The 17,942-nt window shown below is 57.5% G+C and carries 19 protein-coding genes; 1 reads left to right on the top strand and 18 read right to left on the bottom strand.

Going from position 1 to position 17,942, the window contains the following annotated elements:
• Window positions 1-16: 16 nt before the first annotated feature.
• From DWZ54_RS07615 to DWZ54_RS07595, 5 genes are all read right to left on the bottom strand, one after another.
• Entirely contained in the window at window positions 17-490 is a 474-nt protein-coding gene (locus DWZ54_RS07615; RefSeq protein WP_147369910.1) for a DUF805 domain-containing protein, read from the bottom strand.
• A 19-nt stretch (window positions 491-509) separates the two neighbouring features.
• Window positions 510-1,028 carry a regulatory protein RecX gene (locus DWZ54_RS07610; protein ID WP_369974322.1) on the bottom strand — a complete coding sequence of 173 codons (519 nt, stop codon included), beginning with the start codon at window positions 1,026-1,028 and terminating at the stop codon, window positions 510-512.
• A gap of 47 nt (window positions 1,029-1,075) precedes the next feature.
• Window positions 1,076-2,179 carry a recombinase RecA gene (gene recA / locus DWZ54_RS07605; protein WP_118475264.1) on the bottom strand — a complete coding sequence of 368 codons (1,104 nt, stop codon included), beginning with the start codon at window positions 2,177-2,179 and terminating at the stop codon, window positions 1,076-1,078.
• 123 nt (window positions 2,180-2,302) lie between these two features.
• Window positions 2,303-5,494, bottom strand: a complete 3,192-nt coding sequence (locus DWZ54_RS07600; RefSeq protein WP_118475262.1) for an efflux RND transporter permease subunit — start codon at window positions 5,492-5,494, stop codon at window positions 2,303-2,305.
• 12 nt (window positions 5,495-5,506) lie between these two features.
• Window positions 5,507-6,718 carry an efflux RND transporter periplasmic adaptor subunit gene (locus tag DWZ54_RS07595; RefSeq protein ID WP_118475260.1) on the bottom strand — a complete coding sequence of 404 codons (1,212 nt, stop codon included), beginning with the start codon at window positions 6,716-6,718 and terminating at the stop codon, window positions 5,507-5,509.
• A 256-nt stretch (window positions 6,719-6,974) separates the two neighbouring features.
• On the opposite strand from DWZ54_RS07595, the gene DWZ54_RS07590 reads away from it, so the two are divergent.
• On the top strand, window positions 6,975-7,418 hold the full coding sequence (locus DWZ54_RS07590; RefSeq protein WP_158573637.1) for a MarR family winged helix-turn-helix transcriptional regulator: 444 nt from the start codon (window positions 6,975-6,977) through the stop codon (window positions 7,416-7,418).
• A gap of 72 nt (window positions 7,419-7,490) precedes the next feature.
• On the opposite strand, the gene DWZ54_RS07585 is transcribed toward DWZ54_RS07590, so the two are convergent.
• From DWZ54_RS07585 to DWZ54_RS07525, 13 genes are all read right to left on the bottom strand, one after another.
• A complete protein-coding gene (locus tag DWZ54_RS07585; RefSeq protein WP_118475352.1) occupies window positions 7,491-8,300 on the bottom strand; it encodes an MBL fold metallo-hydrolase in 810 nt (269 codons plus the stop codon).
• A gap of 76 nt (window positions 8,301-8,376) precedes the next feature.
• Window positions 8,377-9,105 (bottom strand): ribonuclease III, encoded by a 729-nt coding sequence (rnc, locus tag DWZ54_RS07580; protein ID WP_118475256.1) that lies wholly within the window; start codon window positions 9,103-9,105, stop codon window positions 8,377-8,379.
• 6 nt (window positions 9,106-9,111) lie between these two features.
• Window positions 9,112-10,356: a beta-ketoacyl-ACP synthase II gene (gene fabF / locus DWZ54_RS07575; RefSeq protein WP_118013745.1), complete on the bottom strand. Its 1,245-nt coding sequence runs from the start codon at window positions 10,354-10,356 to the stop codon at window positions 9,112-9,114.
• 49 nt (window positions 10,357-10,405) lie between these two features.
• Window positions 10,406-11,350, bottom strand: a complete 945-nt coding sequence (locus DWZ54_RS07570) for a nitronate monooxygenase family protein (protein ID WP_118475254.1) — start codon at window positions 11,348-11,350, stop codon at window positions 10,406-10,408.
• A gap of 84 nt (window positions 11,351-11,434) precedes the next feature.
• The gene (locus DWZ54_RS07565) at window positions 11,435-11,665 is read right to left on the bottom strand and encodes an acyl carrier protein (RefSeq protein ID WP_118013741.1); all 231 of its coding nucleotides are present in this window, start codon (window positions 11,663-11,665) and stop codon (window positions 11,435-11,437) included.
• A gap of 41 nt (window positions 11,666-11,706) precedes the next feature.
• The gene (gene fabG / locus DWZ54_RS07560) at window positions 11,707-12,450 is read right to left on the bottom strand and encodes a 3-oxoacyl-[acyl-carrier-protein] reductase (RefSeq protein ID WP_118475252.1); all 744 of its coding nucleotides are present in this window, start codon (window positions 12,448-12,450) and stop codon (window positions 11,707-11,709) included.
• Window position 12,451: 1 nt separating this feature from the next.
• Window positions 12,452-13,396 (bottom strand): ACP S-malonyltransferase, encoded by a 945-nt coding sequence (fabD, locus tag DWZ54_RS07555; RefSeq protein ID WP_118013737.1) that lies wholly within the window; start codon window positions 13,394-13,396, stop codon window positions 12,452-12,454.
• Window positions 13,397-13,461: 65 nt separating this feature from the next.
• Window positions 13,462-14,409, bottom strand: coding sequence for an enoyl-[acyl-carrier-protein] reductase FabK (gene fabK, locus DWZ54_RS07550; protein WP_118013735.1), 948 nt, complete (start codon window positions 14,407-14,409; stop codon window positions 13,462-13,464).
• A gap of 4 nt (window positions 14,410-14,413) precedes the next feature.
• Window positions 14,414-15,418, bottom strand: coding sequence for a beta-ketoacyl-ACP synthase III (locus DWZ54_RS07545; protein ID WP_118475250.1), 1,005 nt, complete (start codon window positions 15,416-15,418; stop codon window positions 14,414-14,416).
• Entirely contained in the window at window positions 15,399-16,427 is a 1,029-nt protein-coding gene (gene plsX, locus DWZ54_RS07540) for a phosphate acyltransferase PlsX (RefSeq protein WP_118013731.1), read from the bottom strand. The genes DWZ54_RS07545 and plsX overlap by 20 nt, the downstream gene beginning before the upstream one ends.
• 14 nt (window positions 16,428-16,441) lie before the next feature.
• On the bottom strand, window positions 16,442-17,002 hold the full coding sequence (fapR, locus tag DWZ54_RS07535; RefSeq protein ID WP_118013729.1) for a transcription factor FapR: 561 nt from the start codon (window positions 17,000-17,002) through the stop codon (window positions 16,442-16,444).
• A gap of 158 nt (window positions 17,003-17,160) precedes the next feature.
• The gene (gene rpmF / locus DWZ54_RS07530; RefSeq protein WP_036374320.1) at window positions 17,161-17,340 is read right to left on the bottom strand and encodes a 50S ribosomal protein L32; all 180 of its coding nucleotides are present in this window, start codon (window positions 17,338-17,340) and stop codon (window positions 17,161-17,163) included.
• A 35-nt stretch (window positions 17,341-17,375) separates the two neighbouring features.
• Window positions 17,376-17,879, bottom strand: a complete 504-nt coding sequence (locus DWZ54_RS07525; RefSeq protein ID WP_118475351.1) for a DUF177 domain-containing protein — start codon at window positions 17,877-17,879, stop codon at window positions 17,376-17,378.
• Between the last annotated feature and the right edge of the window lie 63 nt (window positions 17,880-17,942).

Here is a 17,942-nt window from a genome sequence, read left to right as displayed (position 1 = left end):
GTATCGTGTATATCATTCAATGTCCCAGCGGGTCCTCGCCATACGGATTGGGTCCGCGGTTGCCGCGGATCATCATCAGGCAGACCACGAGCAGCATCATGAAGAGATTGATGCCCTGCACGAGCTCGGCTTCCATGCTGTCCTGCGGCAGGCCCGCAATGGCACGGAAGAAGAACGGCTGCAGGATGCCGACCACGAGATAGAAGACGGCCAGCGGCCTGCCAAACCCGATGTCGTGCAGGCGGCGCGCAACGAGCGTGTAGATGGAGATGACCTCGATGATCGAAACGATCGTCGTCACGGCCTCGGCGGCCGTCTGACTGCCGAATCCCTTGAAAAACAAGGAATACAGGAGCAACGCCACGACGGTTGAGACGATGATGACCCCGAAGAGCCGCATGATGAAGGGTTTGCGGTTCAACCGCCCCTCACAGCTGAAGAATTTCTCGCGCAGCTCCTGCGCATCCAAGTGACTATTCGCGATTTTCAAACCAAATCCCTCTTTTCATTCATGCATCTTCGTGGGAATCCATCAGATAGGCCTCCACCGCCGCGCGGCTGGCGCGGACATCGAAGCCCTTGCGGAACAGGCTGGCCATGAGCTTCTGCCGGTCCTCGGTGCGGGATTTCAGTGCCAGCACGCGCAGAGCCGCGGCCTTTTCGCGCGCATACGTATCGCGCGGCACGCAGCTCTTCACGAGTTCCCGGTCAAAGCCGCGCTGCACGAGCTTCAGGCAGATCTGCCGCACGGAGCTCCGGCTCTCCTCGTAGAGGAACTGGAACTGGCGTGCGCAGGCATCTGCATCGTTGATGTAGTGGCGTTCCTTGAGCCGCTCGATGGCAGCCTGGATATCTGCCTCTGCGTAGCCCTTGCGCAAAAGCTTCTCGCGCAGTTTTTGCTCACTCTGCTCCTGGCGCGCGAGGATATCGACGGCCGCTACGAGCGCCGTCTTCTGCGGGCGCCCTGACCGCTTGCCGTCCTCTGACTCTGCGCGGCGCGAGCGCCGCGTGCGCCGGCTTTTCCCCATCTCCGGTTCCTGCCTGGAAGACGAGCCCGCATGATAGCTGCGGTACATCATGCTTCGTCATCCGTGCCTGCATGCTCTTCCTGTTCCTGCAGGACTTCCGCTTCCACCTGCTTCAGGGAGTCGCCGGCTTCTGGATTGTCAAGCAGCTTCGCGCGGATCTTCTCCTCGATTTCTGCACATACCTCCGGCTGTTCACGCAGCGACTGCTTGGCGTTCTCCTTGCCCTGACCGAGACGCGTGCCCTCGTACGAGAACCAGGCGCCGCTCTTGTCGACGATGTCGAGGTCAACGCCCATATCGATGATGCTCGAAAGCTTCGAGACGCCTTCACCGTACATGATGTCGAACTCTGCCGTGCGGAACGGCGGCGCGACCTTGTTCTTGACGACTTTGATGCGCGTGCGGTTGCCGATGACATCCTGTCCCTGTTTGATCGTGTCGATCTTGCGCACATCGAGGCGCACGGATGAATAGAATTTCAGTGCGCGGCCGCCCGTCGTCGTCTCAGGGTTGCCGAACATGACGCCCACCTTCTCGCGGATCTGGTTGATGAAGATCGCGACCGTGCGGGACTTGGCGATGATACCCGTGAGTTTGCGCATGGCCTGGCTCATAAGGCGGGCCTGCAGGCCAACGTGGCTGTCGCCCATATCACCTTCGATCTCGGCCTTCGGCACGAGTGCAGCGACCGAGTCGACGACGATGATGTCGATGGCACCGCTGCGCACGAGCGCATCGACAATGTCAAGCGCCTGTTCGCCCGTATCCGGCTGCGAGATCAGGAGATCGTCAATATTGACACCGAGCTTGGCGGCATAGACCGGGTCGAGTGCATGCTCGGCATCGATGAAGGCTGCGATGCCGCCATTCTTCTGTGCTTCGGCAATCATGTGCAGCGTGACCGTCGTCTTACCGGAAGATTCCGGGCCATAGACCTCGATGATGCGGCCGCGCGGCACACCGCCCACGCCGAGTGCAATATCGAGCGGCAGGATACCCGTCGGGATGACCTCGATGTCCATGTTGGCCTTGGCATCGCCGAGACGCATGATCGAGCCCTTGCCGAAATCCTTCTCGATTTTCTTCAAGGCATTCTCCAGGGCTTCCTGGCGGCTGTTTAAATCTTTCTTTTCCGTTTTATCTGCTGCCAATCGTATCGCTCCTTTCACGAACTGTAATCAGCTGAGTATATCCATTATAACAATGAACAGCCTTCCTGACAAGGAAGGCTGTTCCAGAGGACCGTCATGCCAGCGGCATGTACGGGATGGTTCTTACATATAATCGGCCGTGGATTTCTTGCGCTCCTGCTTGACGAGGCCAAGCTTGGCGGCAATCCACTCCATGGCGACGAAGAAGACGGGAATCAGGAAGATACCCATGGCCGTCGCAAAGAGCATGCCGCCGACGACGGCGACACCCATGCCGTTACGCGCGGCTGCACCGGCGCCCGTGGCAACAGCCAGCGGGATACAGCCGATGATGAAGGCGAACGAGGTCATGAGGATTGGACGCAGTCGGAGTCCGGCAGCCTCAAGTGCTGCCTTCACAGGCTCCATGCCGCGGTCGACACGGACCTTCGCGAACTCGACGATCAGGATGGCGTTCTTGGCAGCCAGACCGATGATCGCGATGATACCGATCTGCATGTAAACGCTGTCCTGAAGGCCGGCGTTCTGATGACCGAACATCGCTTCAAGAATGGAAAGACCATACTCCGAAACTAGGGCACCGAAGATACCCGTCGGCACCGTCAGCAGAACGGCAAACGGAACGCTCCAGCTCTCATAGAGGGCTGCGAGGCAGAGGAAGACGAAGACGAGCGCCAATGCAAGAACCTGCATCGTTGAGTTCGAGGCCTTGGCCTCCTCACGGCTCTGGCCGGACCACTCGATGTTGAAGCCCGTGCCGGCATTCTGCTGGACGACTTCCTTGATGGCATTCATGGCCTGTCCGGAGGAATAACCATTGCCCGTCTGGCCCGTGATCTGGATGGAACGCGTGCCGTTGAAGCGGGAAATCGTCGACGGACCCGACGTGAGTTTCGGTCTCAGCAGCGTATCGAGCGGGACCATCGTACCCGAGCTCGACTTGACGAAGATGAACCGCATGGCATCAGACGTGCTGCGGTAATCGTTGTCTGCCTGCAGCATGACCTTGTAGCTGCGGCCGAAGCGGTTGAAGTCGTTGACCTGATAACCGCCGTAGTTAACCTGCATGGCCGTGAAGACGTCGGAAAGCGTGATGCCAAGGTTCTTGACCTTCTCGCGGTCAACCTCGTACTGGATAACCGGAGAACCAACCGAATACGTCGAACGCACGCCGGCGAGCTCCGGGCGCTGGTTGGCCTCAGCGACGATTTTCTTCGTGATATCGTTGAGTTCCGTCTCGCTGTGGCCCGTCATATCCTGCAGCTGGAGCGTCCAGCCGCCCGTCATGCCGAGGCCCGGCAGAGCCGGCGGATTCATGGCGATGACCGTGGCTTCAGGCGCGACCTTGGCGCCGATGCCAAAGGCCGTGCGCACGGCAGCATCGACGGAAGCATCGGCATCCGTGCGCTGCGACCAGTCCTTCATGCCGATGACGATCATGCCGGCACTCGACGAAGAACCGCCGGAAAGCGGCGAGAAGCCCGTGATGGCCATCGTGCTGTCGAGACCCTTGACGCTGCCCATCAGCGCCGTATTGAGGCGGTCAATGACCTCCTGCGTACGGTTGGCCGAGGTGCCATCCGGCATTTCAACAGCAGCAAACAAATACCCCTGATCTTCGTTTGGCACAAAGGTCGAAGGCAATTTCTGGAAAATGATGCCGGCACAGCCCGCTACGATGAGCAGGAAAATCAGTGCCAGGCGCGTGTGGCGGATGAATTTGGCCACGACACCAACGTAGCCGCGTTTCGTGCGCTCAAACCAGTTGTTGAACTTGACGAAGAAGCGTCCGAGGATGCCCTCATCGTCTTTTTCCGTATGCTTCTTGAGCATCATCGCACAAAGTGCCGGCGTCAGCGTCAAGGCCACGAAGGCCGAAAGGCAGACGGACACGGCGATGGTCAAAGCAAACTGCTTGTAAAGGACGCCCGTCATGCCGCCGAGGAACGCAACCGGCACGAATACGGCCGAGAGGACAACGGCGATGGCGACAACCGGACCCTGGACCTCGTCCATGGCGCGTTCCGTCGCATCGACTGGCGTCAGGCCCTCTTCCATATGCTTCTCGACGTTCTCGATGACGACGATGGCATCGTCGACGACGAGGCCGATGGCGAGAACCATGGCGAAGAGTGTCAGGGTATTGATCGTGAAGTCAAGGATGATAAACGCACCGAGCGTACCGATCAGGGAGACCGGGACGGCGAGCAGCGGGATGATCGTCGCGCGCCAGTTCTGCAGGAAGATGAAGATAACGAAGACGACGAGCAGCAGAGCCTCGAAGAACGTCATCATGACTTCTTCGATGGAAGCGCTGATGTAGCTCGTGGAGTCGAAGATCGTCGACATCTCCATGCCCGGCGGCAGCGTAGCCTGTGCTTCTTCGAAGACCTTGCGGACTTCGCCGATGGTCTTCATGGCATTGGCATCACTTGTGAGCTTGACGCCGAAACCGACAGCCGGATAGCCCTTGAATTTGGAAATAATGGCTTCTGACTGCGAGCCGGTCTCTATTCTCGAGACATCCTTGAGGCGGACAAACTGGCCATCACCATTCGATTTGATAATGACGTTGCCGAATTCCTCCGGCGTCGTCAGACGGCCATCGATCTTGCCGGACATCTGCTTTTCCTGCCCGTTGTTGACCGGCATGGCTCCGACCGTACCGGCCGGAGCCTGGACATTCTGTTCCTTGATGGCCGCCGTGACATCCGCCACGGTCAGGCCGAGTTCCGCGAGACGGTCCGGGTTGAGCCAGACGCGCATCGCGTAGTCAGAACCAAAGACCTGGACCTCACCGACGCCATCGATACGCTTGAGTTTATCGAGAAGATAAATCGTTGCGTAGTTCTTCATGAAGGCACGGTCGTACATGCCGTCCGGCGAATAGAAGGCCATCATGTAGGCCATATCATTCGAAGATTTTTTCGTCGTCAGGCCAACCTGCTGGACCTCGGAAGGCAGCTGGCTCGTGGCCGTGGCCACGTTGTTCTGGACCTTGACCGAGTCCATATCGCCGTCGGTGCCGACGTTGAACGTCACGGACAGGCTGTAGCGGCCCGTATCATCGGAACTCGAGGACATGTAATCCATGCCCTGCGTGCCGTTGACCTGGTCCTCGACGATCTGTGCGACCGTCTGGTTGACGACCGAGGCACTGGCGCCCGTATACGTCGTGTTGACGCTGACCGTCGGCGGCGAGATCTGCGGATACTGCGCGATTGGCAGCTGCGTCGCCGCAATGGAACCGGCGATGACGATGATCAGCGAGATGACGATGGCGAATATCGGGCGGTGAATAAAGAATTTAGACACGATGCCGCCTCCTTAATTACTGCTGCTGTCGCTGTTCGTCATCGTATCGTACGGCGTCGTATCCTCCTCGAAGGAGAAGCCCATCTCCTCCGGCGTTACCATCGTGACGGCAAGATCCTTGCCCTCGGTCAGGCTCGAGAGGCCTTCAACCACGACCTTATCGCTGGCGGACAAACCGCTCTTGACGACATAATAGCTGCCGATCTGCTGGCCGAGTTCGATGCTGCGTGCCTCCGATTTGCCGTCCTCGCCGACGACCATGACAAACGTCTTGTCGAGCAGCTGCTGCACGGCGCGCTGCGGCACGAGGATGGCATTCGGAATCGTCTCGCCCGTGAGTTTGACGCGGGCAAACATTCCCGGCAGCAGCAGGCCGTTCGGATTCGGGAACAGGGCCTTGATGGTCAGTGTACCCGTGTTCTGTGCGAGGGCACGGTCTGCCTGCACGATGCGTCCGTCGAGCGGATACGTCGTGCCATCCGAGAGTTTGACGGAGACGTTGATCGCGTCGCCGGAACCGCTCTGCATGGCCTGGATATTGCGGAATTTGAGATACTCCGCTTCCGAAATGCTGAACTGGACGAAAACGGGATCCACCGTACCGATGGTCACGAGATTCGTGTTGCCGGCCGTGGCAAAGGTACCGACGGCGACATCATCGACGGAAACCTGGCCGGACATCGGTGCATAGACAACCGTATCATCGAGGTCCTGCTGGGCCTTCTGTACGAGTGCCTGATTGGCGGCGGCTGCTGCGGCATAGGCGTTGACGTTCGCCTGCTGCGTCGTCACCGTCTGCTCCGAGATGGCATCAGCGGCCAGGAGGGACTGATCGCGGTAGAGATCGGTCTCGGCATTCGAGAGCGTTGCCTGCGACTGCGCGAGATTGGCCTGAGCCTGGAGCACGGCCGACTCGTACTGGCGGGAATCGAGGCGATAGAGCGGCTGTCCGGCATCGACATGATCACCGCCGTGGAAATACTTCTCGACAATCTTGCCCGATACCTTGGACTGAACCTTTACCTCGTCCTTGCCGACGACCTGGCCAGCATACTCGCTGGAAATCGGTGCATCGGTCTGCAGGACCTGCATGGCCTTGACCTGGGTGGCCTTGGACTGTGCGGCCTGCTGACTGCTGCCGCAGCCGGCGATGAACACCGGCGAGGTAGCGAGAGCCGCCGCCAGCAGCAGGGCCTTTAGTTTTTTGTTTTTCGTAAAAAACAAACAGATGACCTCCTTTTCTGATATTGGAACGAGGTCCGGTCACCCGTCGCCTGCATTCCGTTGCGGTTATTTCCCATCTGTCTTGTTCCAGAATAGTAAATAAATGTTTACTATCGATAGAATCTATAGTATATTATATTTGAACAAAAGTCAATATTCGACCAGTGATATCCTGTATTTCACTGACCTTTTTATGGTAAATGATAAAGATAAAAAAGAGATAAAAGAAACAGATCATGAGGGAGAGTTATTTACTATGGAAGAGAAAGAAAAGCAGCCCCATTCGTTATTATCCAGGCGTTTTACGGAAATGGTGCTCCTGATCCACAATTACTTTTACCGGCAGGGACAGATTCCCATACCGCTCAACCAGTTCTGCGTGCTCGTCATGCTGCAGAGCCACGATACGGCCTGCATCTCCGAGCTCTGCTCCACGCTGCATCTGTCCAAGCAGCAGATGACGACAATCGTTGAAAGGCTAACGACGATCGGCTATATCGAACGTCACAGCGACCCCGACGACCGCCGGCGCAGCCTGCTGAGCATCACGACGTCCGGCCGGCAGCTGCTCGAGTCACAGGACGACTGTGTGCGCGAGCGCTTCGATCAGCGTCTCGCGCGGCTGTCTCCGCAGCAGGTAGACGCACTCGATACCAGCATGCAAATCCTCAATGAATCCGTTGAAAAAATGTTTTCCTGACGGCGCCGCCCTTCGTGGCGGCTTTTCATCAGAAAAGGGACTGCTTTACCTTGCAGTCCCTTTTCTGATGTCTCAGGCGAGCGGAATCACATCGAGATCATCTGGCACAAAGACATTGCCGTGATAGTATTCCCTGGCCTCTGCCGTGTAAGCCTGCTTGCGCGTCGCAATGCTCTTGTCTTCCGTATGATAGAGCACGAGATTCTTGACGCCGAGTTCCTCTGCCAGCTCGCTGGCTTCCTTGACCGTGCTGTGATTCTTCTCATACGGCTTGAATTTGTCGCGGTCGCCGTACTTGCAGAATGCCTCGGCGAGCAGCCAGTCTGCCCCCTCCGCATACTGCCTGTCGTGTTCGTTATACGGCTCGTCGCCGAGGCACGTGAAGCGCATGCCGTCCTTGAAGCGCAGCTCGTAGCCGAACTGCTTGGCTTTCGTCGAAAGGATATCGAAGGCCGTGAGCGTCACATCCTCGAAGGTGACCGTCTCCCCATCCGTGACTTCATGCAGGAAGATGCTCGTGCCGACACGCGCGAAATCCTTCTTCTTGAGCGTCATCTTTGTCATCGTCAGCAGCATGTCCATGACGACGTCGTGGCAGTAGATGTGGAATTCTCCCTGATACTTGCCCTTGTTCATGAGGTCTGCCACTTTGCGCATGACCCAAATGACGCCGAGCACATGGTCCGTGTGACCATGCGTCACGAACATGTGATGACACTTCTGGTAGTCAAAGCCCGCCAGTTCCAGCTGGCGCAGGATGCCGTTGCCGCCGCCGGCGTCCGTCAGGAACAAGCTGCCATTATCCAGTTCCAGATAAAAGCACGTATTATAGCATTTCGTCACCATGGCATTGCCCGTACCGAGCATCGTAAGTTTTCGCATGAAATCGCCCTCCATTCTGGCTAACTCTTTTTATTATAAAACAAGGTGCTGACACTTGTCAGCACCTTGCCGGATTTCATTTTGTATACTTCTTCGCTTCCAGTCGCTCGAGCGCCATGCGCGCTGCATGCTGCTCGGCCTCCTTCTTGCTGCGGCCGGTGCCCTCGCCCATGACCTTGCCGGTCACGACGACCTCGAAGGTGAAGGACTTGTCGTGGTCCGGGCCCGTCTCGCGCACGAGGCGGTAGACGATGCTCTGCCCTTCCCGGCGGAAGACACGCTCCTGCAGGATGGTCTTGTAGTCCTTGAGGATGGCACCCCGCTCCGCCTTCTGGAATTCCCCCCGGAGCTGGCGCACGACGTAATCTTTGGCGGCAGCCCAGCCCTGGTCAAGGTAAACCGCACCGATGACGGCCTCGAAGACATCCTCGAGATTCGTCTGGCGCGTGCGGCCGCCCCCCATCTCCTCGCCGTGTCCCAGCAGCAGATAATCGCCGAGCCCCAGCCCCGCAGCCAGACCGGCGAGCGTCGTCGAACAGACAATGCTCGCCCGCGTGCGCGTGAGCTCGCCTTCCGGCATCTCGGGGAAATGCTCATAAAGATAAGTGCTGGAGGCAAGCTCCAGCACAGCATCCCCGAGAAACTCGAGGCGTTCATTATGGGCGGTGTTCCGTTTGGATTCATTCGCATAAGAGGTATGCGTCAGTGCCTGATCCAGGAGCCCGAGGTCACGGAACGTGACCCCGAGGCGCTCAGAGAGCGTCAGGAGTTCCTGGCGGCGGCTTTCCTTCCGAACAGTTCCCATGGCGAATTACTCCGCGTATTTCTTCATGACGATGCAGGCATTGTGGCCGCCAAAACCGAAGTTGTTGGAGATGGCTGCGCGTACCTTCTTCGCCTTGGCCTTGTTCGGGACGTAATCGAGGTCGAGGCCCTCATCCGGCGTCTCGTAGTTGATCGTCGGCGGCAGCATGTCGTTCTCAACGGCCAGAGCCGTGGCAATAGCTTCGACACCACCGGCAGCGCCAAGCAGATGACCCGTCATCGACTTGATCGAGGAAACGGAGACATCCTTGGCGGCCTCGCCCCATACCGACTTGATGGCCATCGTCTCGCCCTCATCGTTGAGGTGCGTGGACGTGCCGTGTGCGTTGATATAATCGACTTCATCCGCCTTGAGGCCGGCATCATCGAGTGCGAGCTGCATGCATTTTGCCTGGTACTCGCCGCCCGGAGCCGGGCTCGTGACATGGTATGCATCGGAGTTGGCGCCGTAGCCGACGAGCTCCGCATAGATATGCGCGCCGCGTGCCTTGGCATGCTCGAGGCTCTCGAGGATGACGAGGCCGGCACCTTCGCCCATGACGAAGCCGCTGCGGTTCTTGTCGAACGGACGCGATGCATGCTCCGGATCATCGTTGTGATCCATGCAGAGTGCCTTCATGGCAGCAAAGCCGGCGACAGCAGCCTCGCTGATGGCAGCTTCCGTGCCGCCTGCGACCATGACGTCCGCCTTGCCTTCCTGGATGACGCGGAAGGCATCACCGATGCAGTTCGTGCCCGTTGCGCAGGCCGTGACGATGCAGGAGGAAGGACCATGGAGCTTGTACGTGATGGCAACCTGGCCGGCGGCAAGATTCGCGATCATCATCGGGATGAAGAACGGCGAGATGCGGCTCGGTCCCTTGTCGAAAAGCTTCTTGTACTGGGCATGCATCGTCTCGATGCCGCCGATGCCGGCACCGATGTACGTGCCGATGCGATCACGGTTCTCATTCTCGAGGTCGAGCTTGGCATCGTCGATCGCGAGCTTTGCTGCAGCTACAGCAAACTGGGCATAACGATCCATACGCTTTGCTTCTTTTTTGTCGATATAAGCGGTAGGATCAAAATCCTTGACTTCACCGGCAATCTGAGCATGGTATTCCGATGCATCGAAGCGGGTGATCTTGCCGATACCATTCTTGCCTTCCATGAGGCCCTGCCAGAATGCGTCCTTACCAGTACCGATTGGGGTGATGGCGCCAAGGCCTGTGATTACTACACGATTACTCAAAACAAATACTCCTCTCAAAATCCGTTCCTGATACTTTCTTCAAGAGCGGTCACTTCGCAGCTGCTGCCTCAGACAAAAGCTGTTCAAAAATCTCATGAACGGACAGGATCTTGTCAATACGCGGCATGTATTCGCCGGTAAAGACAAGGCCCGTCTCGACATCACCCTGCTGTGCGCGGATGAGCGAGCGGATGATGCAGAAGTTGTGCCGGCAGGCCTTGAGGCATGCGTCACAAGTCTTCGGAGGTACGGGGCCTTCCATGACCCGGGCTGAGAACGGCGTGCGCACGGCACGGCCGGGCAGGCCCACGGGGCTGTGGATGACGACGATGTCCTCCGGTTTGGATTTCAGATAATATTCCTTGAGGGCCGGCGCCGCATTCGATTCGACCGAAGCAGCAAAGCGCGAGCCCATCTGGACGCCAGCAGCGCCCATCTTTATCATATCAACGATGTCCTGGCCATGGAGAACGCCGCCGGCCGCGATGACCGGAATCTTGACCGCAGCGCTGACCGAAGAAATGAGGTCGCGCACGGACGTATTCGTCCCCAGGTGTCCGCCGGCTTCCTTGCCCTCAAGCACGATAGCCGCGGCGCCAAGACGCTCTGAGATTTTAGCTAATTTAACGGAAGAAACAATCGGAACGATTGGCGTTCCCGATTCCTTGCCGAGTCCGAACATATCACGAGAGAAGCCTGCACCTGCTACGACAAGATCGATGCCTTCATCGATTGCCGTTTTGACAACGCCGGCAAAATCGCTGGCTGCTACCATGATATTGATGCCGATGATACCAGATGTGAGCGAACGTGCGAGCCGGATTTCATAACGCAGTTCGTCGTGGCTCATACCAGATGCGGCAATGAGGCCGATACCGCCCTCGTTCGCTACAGCTGCCGCCAGACGGGCCGTTGACAAGCGGATCGCCATACCACCCTGCTGGATCGGTACACGTGCAATCTTGTTGCCAATCTTCAGCTCTGGAAGTTTCAATGTTACTCCTCCAATCGATCTCACCTCTTAAGAAAATCCCGCGAAGCAACTTCACGGGATTCTCAAAAGGTAAGACGCTCAATCTTATTTGTGCTGGTCAATGTAGGTAACTACATCCTGAACCGTCTTGATCTTCTCAGCAGCCTCGTCCGGGATCTCAATGTTGAATTCCTCTTCAAAAGCCATGATCAGCTCAACGATGTCCAGCGAATCAGCGCCCAGATCATCGATAAAAGTAGAATCGATTGCGACCTCGTCCGGCTCAACGCCAAGCTGCTCAACAACGATATCTCTTACTTTTTCAAAAGTCGACATGAAGTTTCACCTCCTTAAATTAATATCCATATATAGTTATATCACATAACCATGCCGCCGTCTACATGAACGACCTGGCCGGTGATATAGGATGCACAATCCGATACGAGGAAGAGCACGGCACCTGCCACCTCTTCCGGACGGCCCATGCGCTTCAGCGGGATTTCCTGTACCATGGCGTCCTTGACCTTGTCGGGAAGCACTGACGTCATGTCAGTATCGATGAAGCCCGGCGCAACCATGTTGACCGTGATGCCGCGCGCGGCCAGCTCCTTGGCTGCTGACTTCGAGAAGCCGAGCACGCCGGCTTTTGCCGCAGCGTAGTTCGTCTGGCCCGCGTTGCCGATGAGCCCGACAACCGAGCTCATGTTGACGATGCGTCCCGTGCGTTTCTTCATCATAAGCTTGGCCACTGCCTTCGTGCAGTAGAACACGCCTTTGAGATTCGTGTCGATGACGGCATCGAAATCCTCATCCTTCATGCGCATCAGCAGACCGTCGCGCGTGATGCCGGCATTGTTGACGAGGATATCAATCGTGCCAAACGCCTCGACGACGCTCGCGACCATCGCTTCAACAGCCTGCGCATCGGCTACATTGGCCTTGATGAGCAGGGCTTCGCCGCCGGCGCTCTCAATCTCATGTTTGACTTCTTCCGCTGCCTGCTGATTGCCCGCATAATTGATGGCAACCTTGGCACCTTCCGAGGCCAGGCGGAGGGCGATGGCACGGCCGATACCGCGCGAAGCTCCCGTTACGAGAGCAACCTTTCCGTCTAAAAGCATATTAGCGAACCTCCTTGAAATAGTCAAGCGTTTTTTGTAAAGTTTCAAGATTTTCAACGTTCACGCTCTTGAGCGCACGGTCGATGCGGCGGTTGAAACCGCAGAGCGTCTTGCCCGGGCCGGCCTCGACAAACGTATCGGCGCCAAACTCCTTCATCGTGTTGACGCAGGCAATCCACTTGACCGGATGATCGGCCTGTGCGACGAGGTTGGCCTTGATCTCATCGGCCTTCGTCTCCAGTTTGCCCGTGAAGTTCGAGACAACCGGGAATGCTGCGTCGTGAATCTCGACCTTCTCGAGCTCAGCAGCCAGTTTCTCTGCAGCCGGCTTCATGAGCGTAGAATGGAACGGTGCCGAAACCGGCAGGATGACGGCTTTCTTGGCACCGGCAGCCTTGAGCGTCTCAACAGCTGCTTCAACGCCTTTCGTCGTGCCGGCGATGACCGTCTGGCCCGGGCAGTTGAAGTTAACCGGCTGCACTTCGCCGGCAGAAGCCGTTGCCTTCTCGCAGGCATCCGCGATGACTTCGTCGCCAAGGCCGATGATGGCTGCCATGCCGCCCTCGCCGACCGGGACGGCTTCCTGCATGTACTGGCCGCGCTTGTGGACGAGCAGGACAGCATCCTGGAAGGAAAGTACACCAGCTGCCACGAGTGCAGAGTACTCACCGAGGCTGTGGCCGCCGGCGATGTCCGGCTGGATGCCATGCTCCTTGAGGATCTCGTTGACGATAACGCTTACCGTCAGGATTGCCGGCTGCGTATTGGCCGTCAGCTTGAGGTCTTCGGCCGGGCCTTCAAAGCACATATCCTTGATGGAATACCCAAGGGCCTCATCGGCCTCCTGGAACAGTTTCTTGGCTACGTCATACTCGGCGAAGAAATCCTTGCCCATCCCTACCGTCTGGGCTCCCTGACCCGGGAATACAAATGCGAGCTTATTCACGTTGCACTACCTCCTGTTTCGTTTCCTGCCAGGACCATCCGGTCCCGGATACTGGAATCTATATCTTATTTGCAGTCGTCCTGGATCGTCTGGATGACGCCCGGAAGACCTGCCACGATATCCTCGATGATCGTCCTGACTGGCTTGATATCCTTGAGCATGCCGGAAATCTCACCGATCATGACGGAACCGTTCTCCACATCGCCTTCGTGCGTCGCACGATGCAGGGAGCCCACACCGAGCTTCTCGAGCTCTTCGGCCGGAGCACCGGCTGCCTCGAGTTCCTCGTATTTGCGCGTGAGCTTGTTGTGGAGCACGCGGGCCGGATGACCGAGCGTGCGGCCCGTGACCACCGTAGAGCGGTCTTTGGCCTTGAGGACCATTTTCTTGTAATTCGGGTGAGCGATGCACTCCTCACTCATGACAAAGCGGGAGCCCATCTGCACGGCCTGTGCGCCAAGCGCAAAGGCTGCGGCCATGCCGCGGGAATCGGCAATGCCGCCCGCACCGATGACCGGCACGTCAACGGCATCAACGACCTGCGGCACGAGTGCCATCGTCGTAATCTCACCGATATGGCCGCCCGACTCCGTGCCTTCCGCGATGACGGCATCGGCACCGCTGCGCACGAGGCGTTTCGCCAGTGCGACCGAGGCGACGACCGGGATGACCTTCGTGCCGATTTCCTTGAGTTCCGGCACGTATTCACCCGGATTGCCGGCACCTGTCGTCACGACAGGCACGCGTTCCTCGAGCACGACCTGCATGACTTCCTTGACGTACGGGCTCATGAGCATGACGTTTACGCCAAAGGGTTTGTCCGTCCAGCCCTTGCACTTCTTGATCTCTGCGCGCAGAACCTCAGGCGGCATGTGGCCGGCACCGATGATGCCGAGGCCGCCGGCATTTGAGACGGCCGAAGCGAGCTCGGCCGTGCCGATCCAGGCCATGCCTCCCTGGAAAATCGGATACTTTATATTGAGTAATTTACAGATTGCATTGTTTTCAAACATCAGATTAGTCCTCCTTAGCCCATTTCACGATGCAGGATGCCCACGTAAGGCCGGCGCCGAAACCAGCCAGGGCAATGAGATCGCCTTTCTTGAAGCGGTGTGCATGTGCCGCTTCCGCCAGGGCAACCGGTATGGACGCCGCTGACATATTACCGTATTTCTCGATATTGATGATGACTTTTTCCATCGGCAATTCAAGCCGTTTAGCGGCCGAATCGATGATGCGGATATTCGCCTGATGCGGGACGAGCCAATCGAGCTCTTCTTTCGTATGATTGCTTTTCTTCAAGGCCTCTTCCACGGTATGCCCCATGATCTTGACCGCGAAGCGGAAGACGGCCTTGCCATCCATATGGATGTACTGTTGATGAGCCTCAAGAGCCTCTTTCGTCACGGGATGCAGGCTGCCGCTTGCCGGGATATCCAGCACGTCGCCGCCCGAACCGTCGCTGCCGAGGTCGAACCCCAGAAGACCATATCCGTCCTCAACCGGGCCAAAAACAGCAGCGCCTGCTCCATCACCGAAGAGGATGCAGGTATTGCGGTCTGTCCAGTCGACAACCTTCGAGAGCGTTTCGGCGCCAATGACGAGCACGTGGCGGTAGACGCCGCCCGCGATAAACTGGCTGGCCACGGCCGCCCCATAGGCAAAGCCGGAACAGGCAGCGGACAGATCAAAGGCAGCAGCCTTCTTGGCACCGAGACGGTCCTGCAGAATGCAGGCCGTAGAGGGAATGATGCGATCCGAGGTCAGGGTCGCCACGATGATGAGGTCGAGGTCTTCGGCCGCGACACCGGCATCCTCAAGCGCCATGCGTGCGGCGCGCTCTGCCAGGTCCGATACCGGCTGGCCCTCGGCTGCCACATGGCGCTCATGGATGCCGGTGCGTTCGACAATCCATGCATCGCTCGTATCTACCATTTTCTCAAGATCGGAATTCGTTACAGTCTTTTCCGGTACGCACCAGCCGGTGCCCAGAATGCCTGCACTAGTTCTTTTCTGCGTCATTCGTCAGTATCTCCTCCTTTGCCAGCGTATCACGGATGTGAGCGAGGACATCCCCCCGGACATAATCGTTCGCCACACCGATGGCGCTGCATATGGACTTGGCGTTGGAAGACCCGTGGCTGATGATGCAGCAGCCGTTGACGCCCAGGAGCGGCGCACCGCCGTACTCCGTGACATCAAGGCGTTTGCCCAGCTTCTTCATCGCCGGCATCAGCAGCAGAGCGCCGAGTTTTGCGAGGATACCGCCTTCGCGCACCGCTTCCTTAAGCAGTTTCAGAATGGTCTTTGCAAGTCCCTCTGCAAATTTTAGCACAACATTGCCTACAAATCCATCACAAATTACGACATCGAAGTTGCCCTTCGGCACATCGCGGCCTTCGGCGTTGCCGCAGAAATTAATGGTGTGCATCTGCTTGAGCAGGGCATACGTCGCCTTTGCCTGCTCGTTGCCCTTTGTTTCCTCCTCACCGATGTTGAGGAGCCCGACGCGCGGATTCTTGACGCCGAAGACGTATTCCGCATAAAGGGACCCCATGATGCCGCTCTGGACGAGGTGCTCCGGCTTGCTGTCGACGTTCGCGCCGGAATCAAGCAGGAGCGTCACGCCCTTCGGCGTCGGCATCGGCGTCGCGATGGTCGGACGCCCGATACCCTTGATGCGCCGCAGGATAAGCTGTGCCGCCGTGACGGCTGCGCCCGTGCTGCCGGCAGAGAGCACGGCATCGCATTCGCCGTCCTTGACGAGACGTGTCGCCACGACGATGGAAGAATCCTTCTTCGTGCGCACGGCATCGGCCGGATGCTCACCCATCTCGATGACCTGCGTCGTATGATGGATCGTGATGCCGAGCTTCTCCCAGCCGGGTTCTTTTGCCAGGATCTCGCGAATCTTCGGCTCATCCCCCACGAGCACGATCTCGCAGTGATATTTGCGCGCAGCACGCACCGCTCCGAATACAACTTCAAGCGGCGCGTAATCGCCTCCCATGGCATCAACTGCAATCTTCATTGCTAACTTCCCCCTCACTCCTCTCCCCACGAAACCATGATGAATTTCGCACGGAAGACCTCTTGTGTATCATTGCGCGTCTTGACCCAGACAAAGTATTTATTGCCGCGGACGCGGACGATTTCTGCTTTTGCAATCAGTTTCTCGCCGACGTGGACGGGCACCTTGTACTTGACATTGGCAATGCCCGTGACGGCCATCGGTGCATCGATGATGGCCAGAGCCAGGGAATTCGCCTGCGAGAACATGTAGTAGCCCTTGGCGATCTTCGTCTTGGCAAAGACCATGTCATCGGTCACGCGCAGGAGGGAAATGCCAGAGTGGCCCAATTCAAGATCGATGAGCTCGCCGACCACCTCGCCGCTCTTGATGGATTTCACCTTGTTCTGAGCACTCTCCGCCATCTTGCGGATGCGCCCGCGGAGTTCGGGGATGCCGAGCTCCAGGCGGTCCAGGCGGATGGTCTGGACGCTGACCGATAATTTATGCGCCAGCTCTTCATCCGTCAGAAACGGCTTTTCCTTGACCTGCTGCAAGAGCATCTCCTGGCGCACCTTCTTCTTGACTCGTGCCATTCATTCATCTCCCCTCCAAAATTAGTACCTGCTATTACAACCTTATATCATTTTATTATACGGTCTGACTGACAAAAAAGCAAGCCTGTGTGTCCTGCTTTGGACCTTTCTCCAAAAAGAATAAGCAGGACAGATGTCCTGCTTACGATCTTTCTTCCTTATTCAGCTGCCTTGACAACCTCTTTGCCATCATAATAGCCGCATTCCGGGCATACATGATGAGGCATCTTCGGCTCGTGGCACTGCGGGCATGCTACGTAGCCAGGAGCAGTGAGCTTCCAATTTGCGCGGCGCTGGTCGCGACGTGCCTTGGACGTTTTGCGCTTTGGTACTGCCATGTTCGGATACACCTCCTTAACGGGATCTTCTCAGATTATTTTTTCGCTAATAGTTCCTGCAGGGCGGCCATGCGCGGGTCCGGTACAAACCGGTCGCAGCCGCAGTCCCCTTCGTTGAGATCTGCACCGCAGACGGGGCAGAGTCCCTTGCAGTCGGGCCTGCAGAGCTTGCTGAGCGGCTGAGCCGCCAGGACGGTATCACGGACGAGTTCCGTGAGATCGATGAGATCCCCCTCAAAAAGATTGGTATCCTCATCGGCCATCTCATCACCCGTACGGCGAAACTCCTCGGAAAAATGATGTTCCTGCGCTTCGCGGCACGGTTTCAGGCAGCGGTCACAGACAAAGGACTTCTCGCAGCGAATCACGCCTTCCGCCCGCCAGCACGAACCCGTGTGGATGACCTTTCCCTCGATGACCAGAGGGCCCTCAAAGGTGTAATCATCGGCCACGGCACCGATATCCGACGGCTGGACCGTGAACGCAAACGGGATTTCCTGTGTGAAATCCGCATTCGATTCAGCAATATTCACTTTCATCAGCATCAACCTCAATTCATTATAGCGATGTGCCCATTCCTTTGTCAAGTGTCAAGGAAAAGT

Source organism: Mitsuokella sp. AF33-22, assembly GCF_003475755.1.
Lineage (GTDB): Bacteria > Bacillota > Negativicutes > Selenomonadales > Selenomonadaceae > Mitsuokella.
This window is presented reverse-complemented; position numbering and strand designations above follow the sequence as displayed.

Bases quoted from the DNA above. Each gene is read 5' to 3' on its own strand.
- DWZ54_RS07610 (WP_369974322.1), bottom strand. From the start codon at position 1,028: ATGGGGAAAAGCCGGCGCACGCGGCGCTCGCGCCGCGCAGAGTCAGAG.
- DWZ54_RS07590 (WP_158573637.1), top strand. From the start codon at position 6,975: ATGGAAGAGAAAGAAAAGCAGCCCCATTCGTTATTATCCAGGCGTTTT.
- DWZ54_RS07585 (WP_118475352.1), bottom strand. From the start codon at position 8,300: ATGCGAAAACTTACGATGCTCGGTACGGGCAATGCCATGGTGACGAAA.
- rnc (WP_118475256.1), bottom strand. From the start codon at position 9,105: ATGGGAACTGTTCGGAAGGAAAGCCGCCGCCAGGAACTCCTGACGCTC.
- DWZ54_RS07565 (WP_118013741.1), bottom strand. From the start codon at position 11,665: ATGTCGACTTTTGAAAAAGTAAGAGATATCGTTGTTGAGCAGCTTGGC.
- fabG (WP_118475252.1), bottom strand. From the start codon at position 12,450: ATGCTTTTAGACGGAAAGGTTGCTCTCGTAACGGGAGCTTCGCGCGGT.
- fabK (WP_118013735.1), bottom strand. From the start codon at position 14,409: ATGTTTGAAAACAATGCAATCTGTAAATTACTCAATATAAAGTATCCG.
- DWZ54_RS07545 (WP_118475250.1), bottom strand. From the start codon at position 15,418: ATGACGCAGAAAAGAACTAGTGCAGGCATTCTGGGCACCGGCTGGTGC.
- plsX (WP_118013731.1), bottom strand. From the start codon at position 16,427: ATGAAGATTGCAGTTGATGCCATGGGAGGCGATTACGCGCCGCTTGAA.
- fapR (WP_118013729.1), bottom strand. From the start codon at position 17,002: ATGGCACGAGTCAAGAAGAAGGTGCGCCAGGAGATGCTCTTGCAGCAG.
- rpmF (WP_036374320.1), bottom strand. From the start codon at position 17,340: ATGGCAGTACCAAAGCGCAAAACGTCCAAGGCACGTCGCGACCAGCGC.
- DWZ54_RS07525 (WP_118475351.1), bottom strand. From the start codon at position 17,879: ATGAAAGTGAATATTGCTGAATCGAATGCGGATTTCACACAGGAAATC.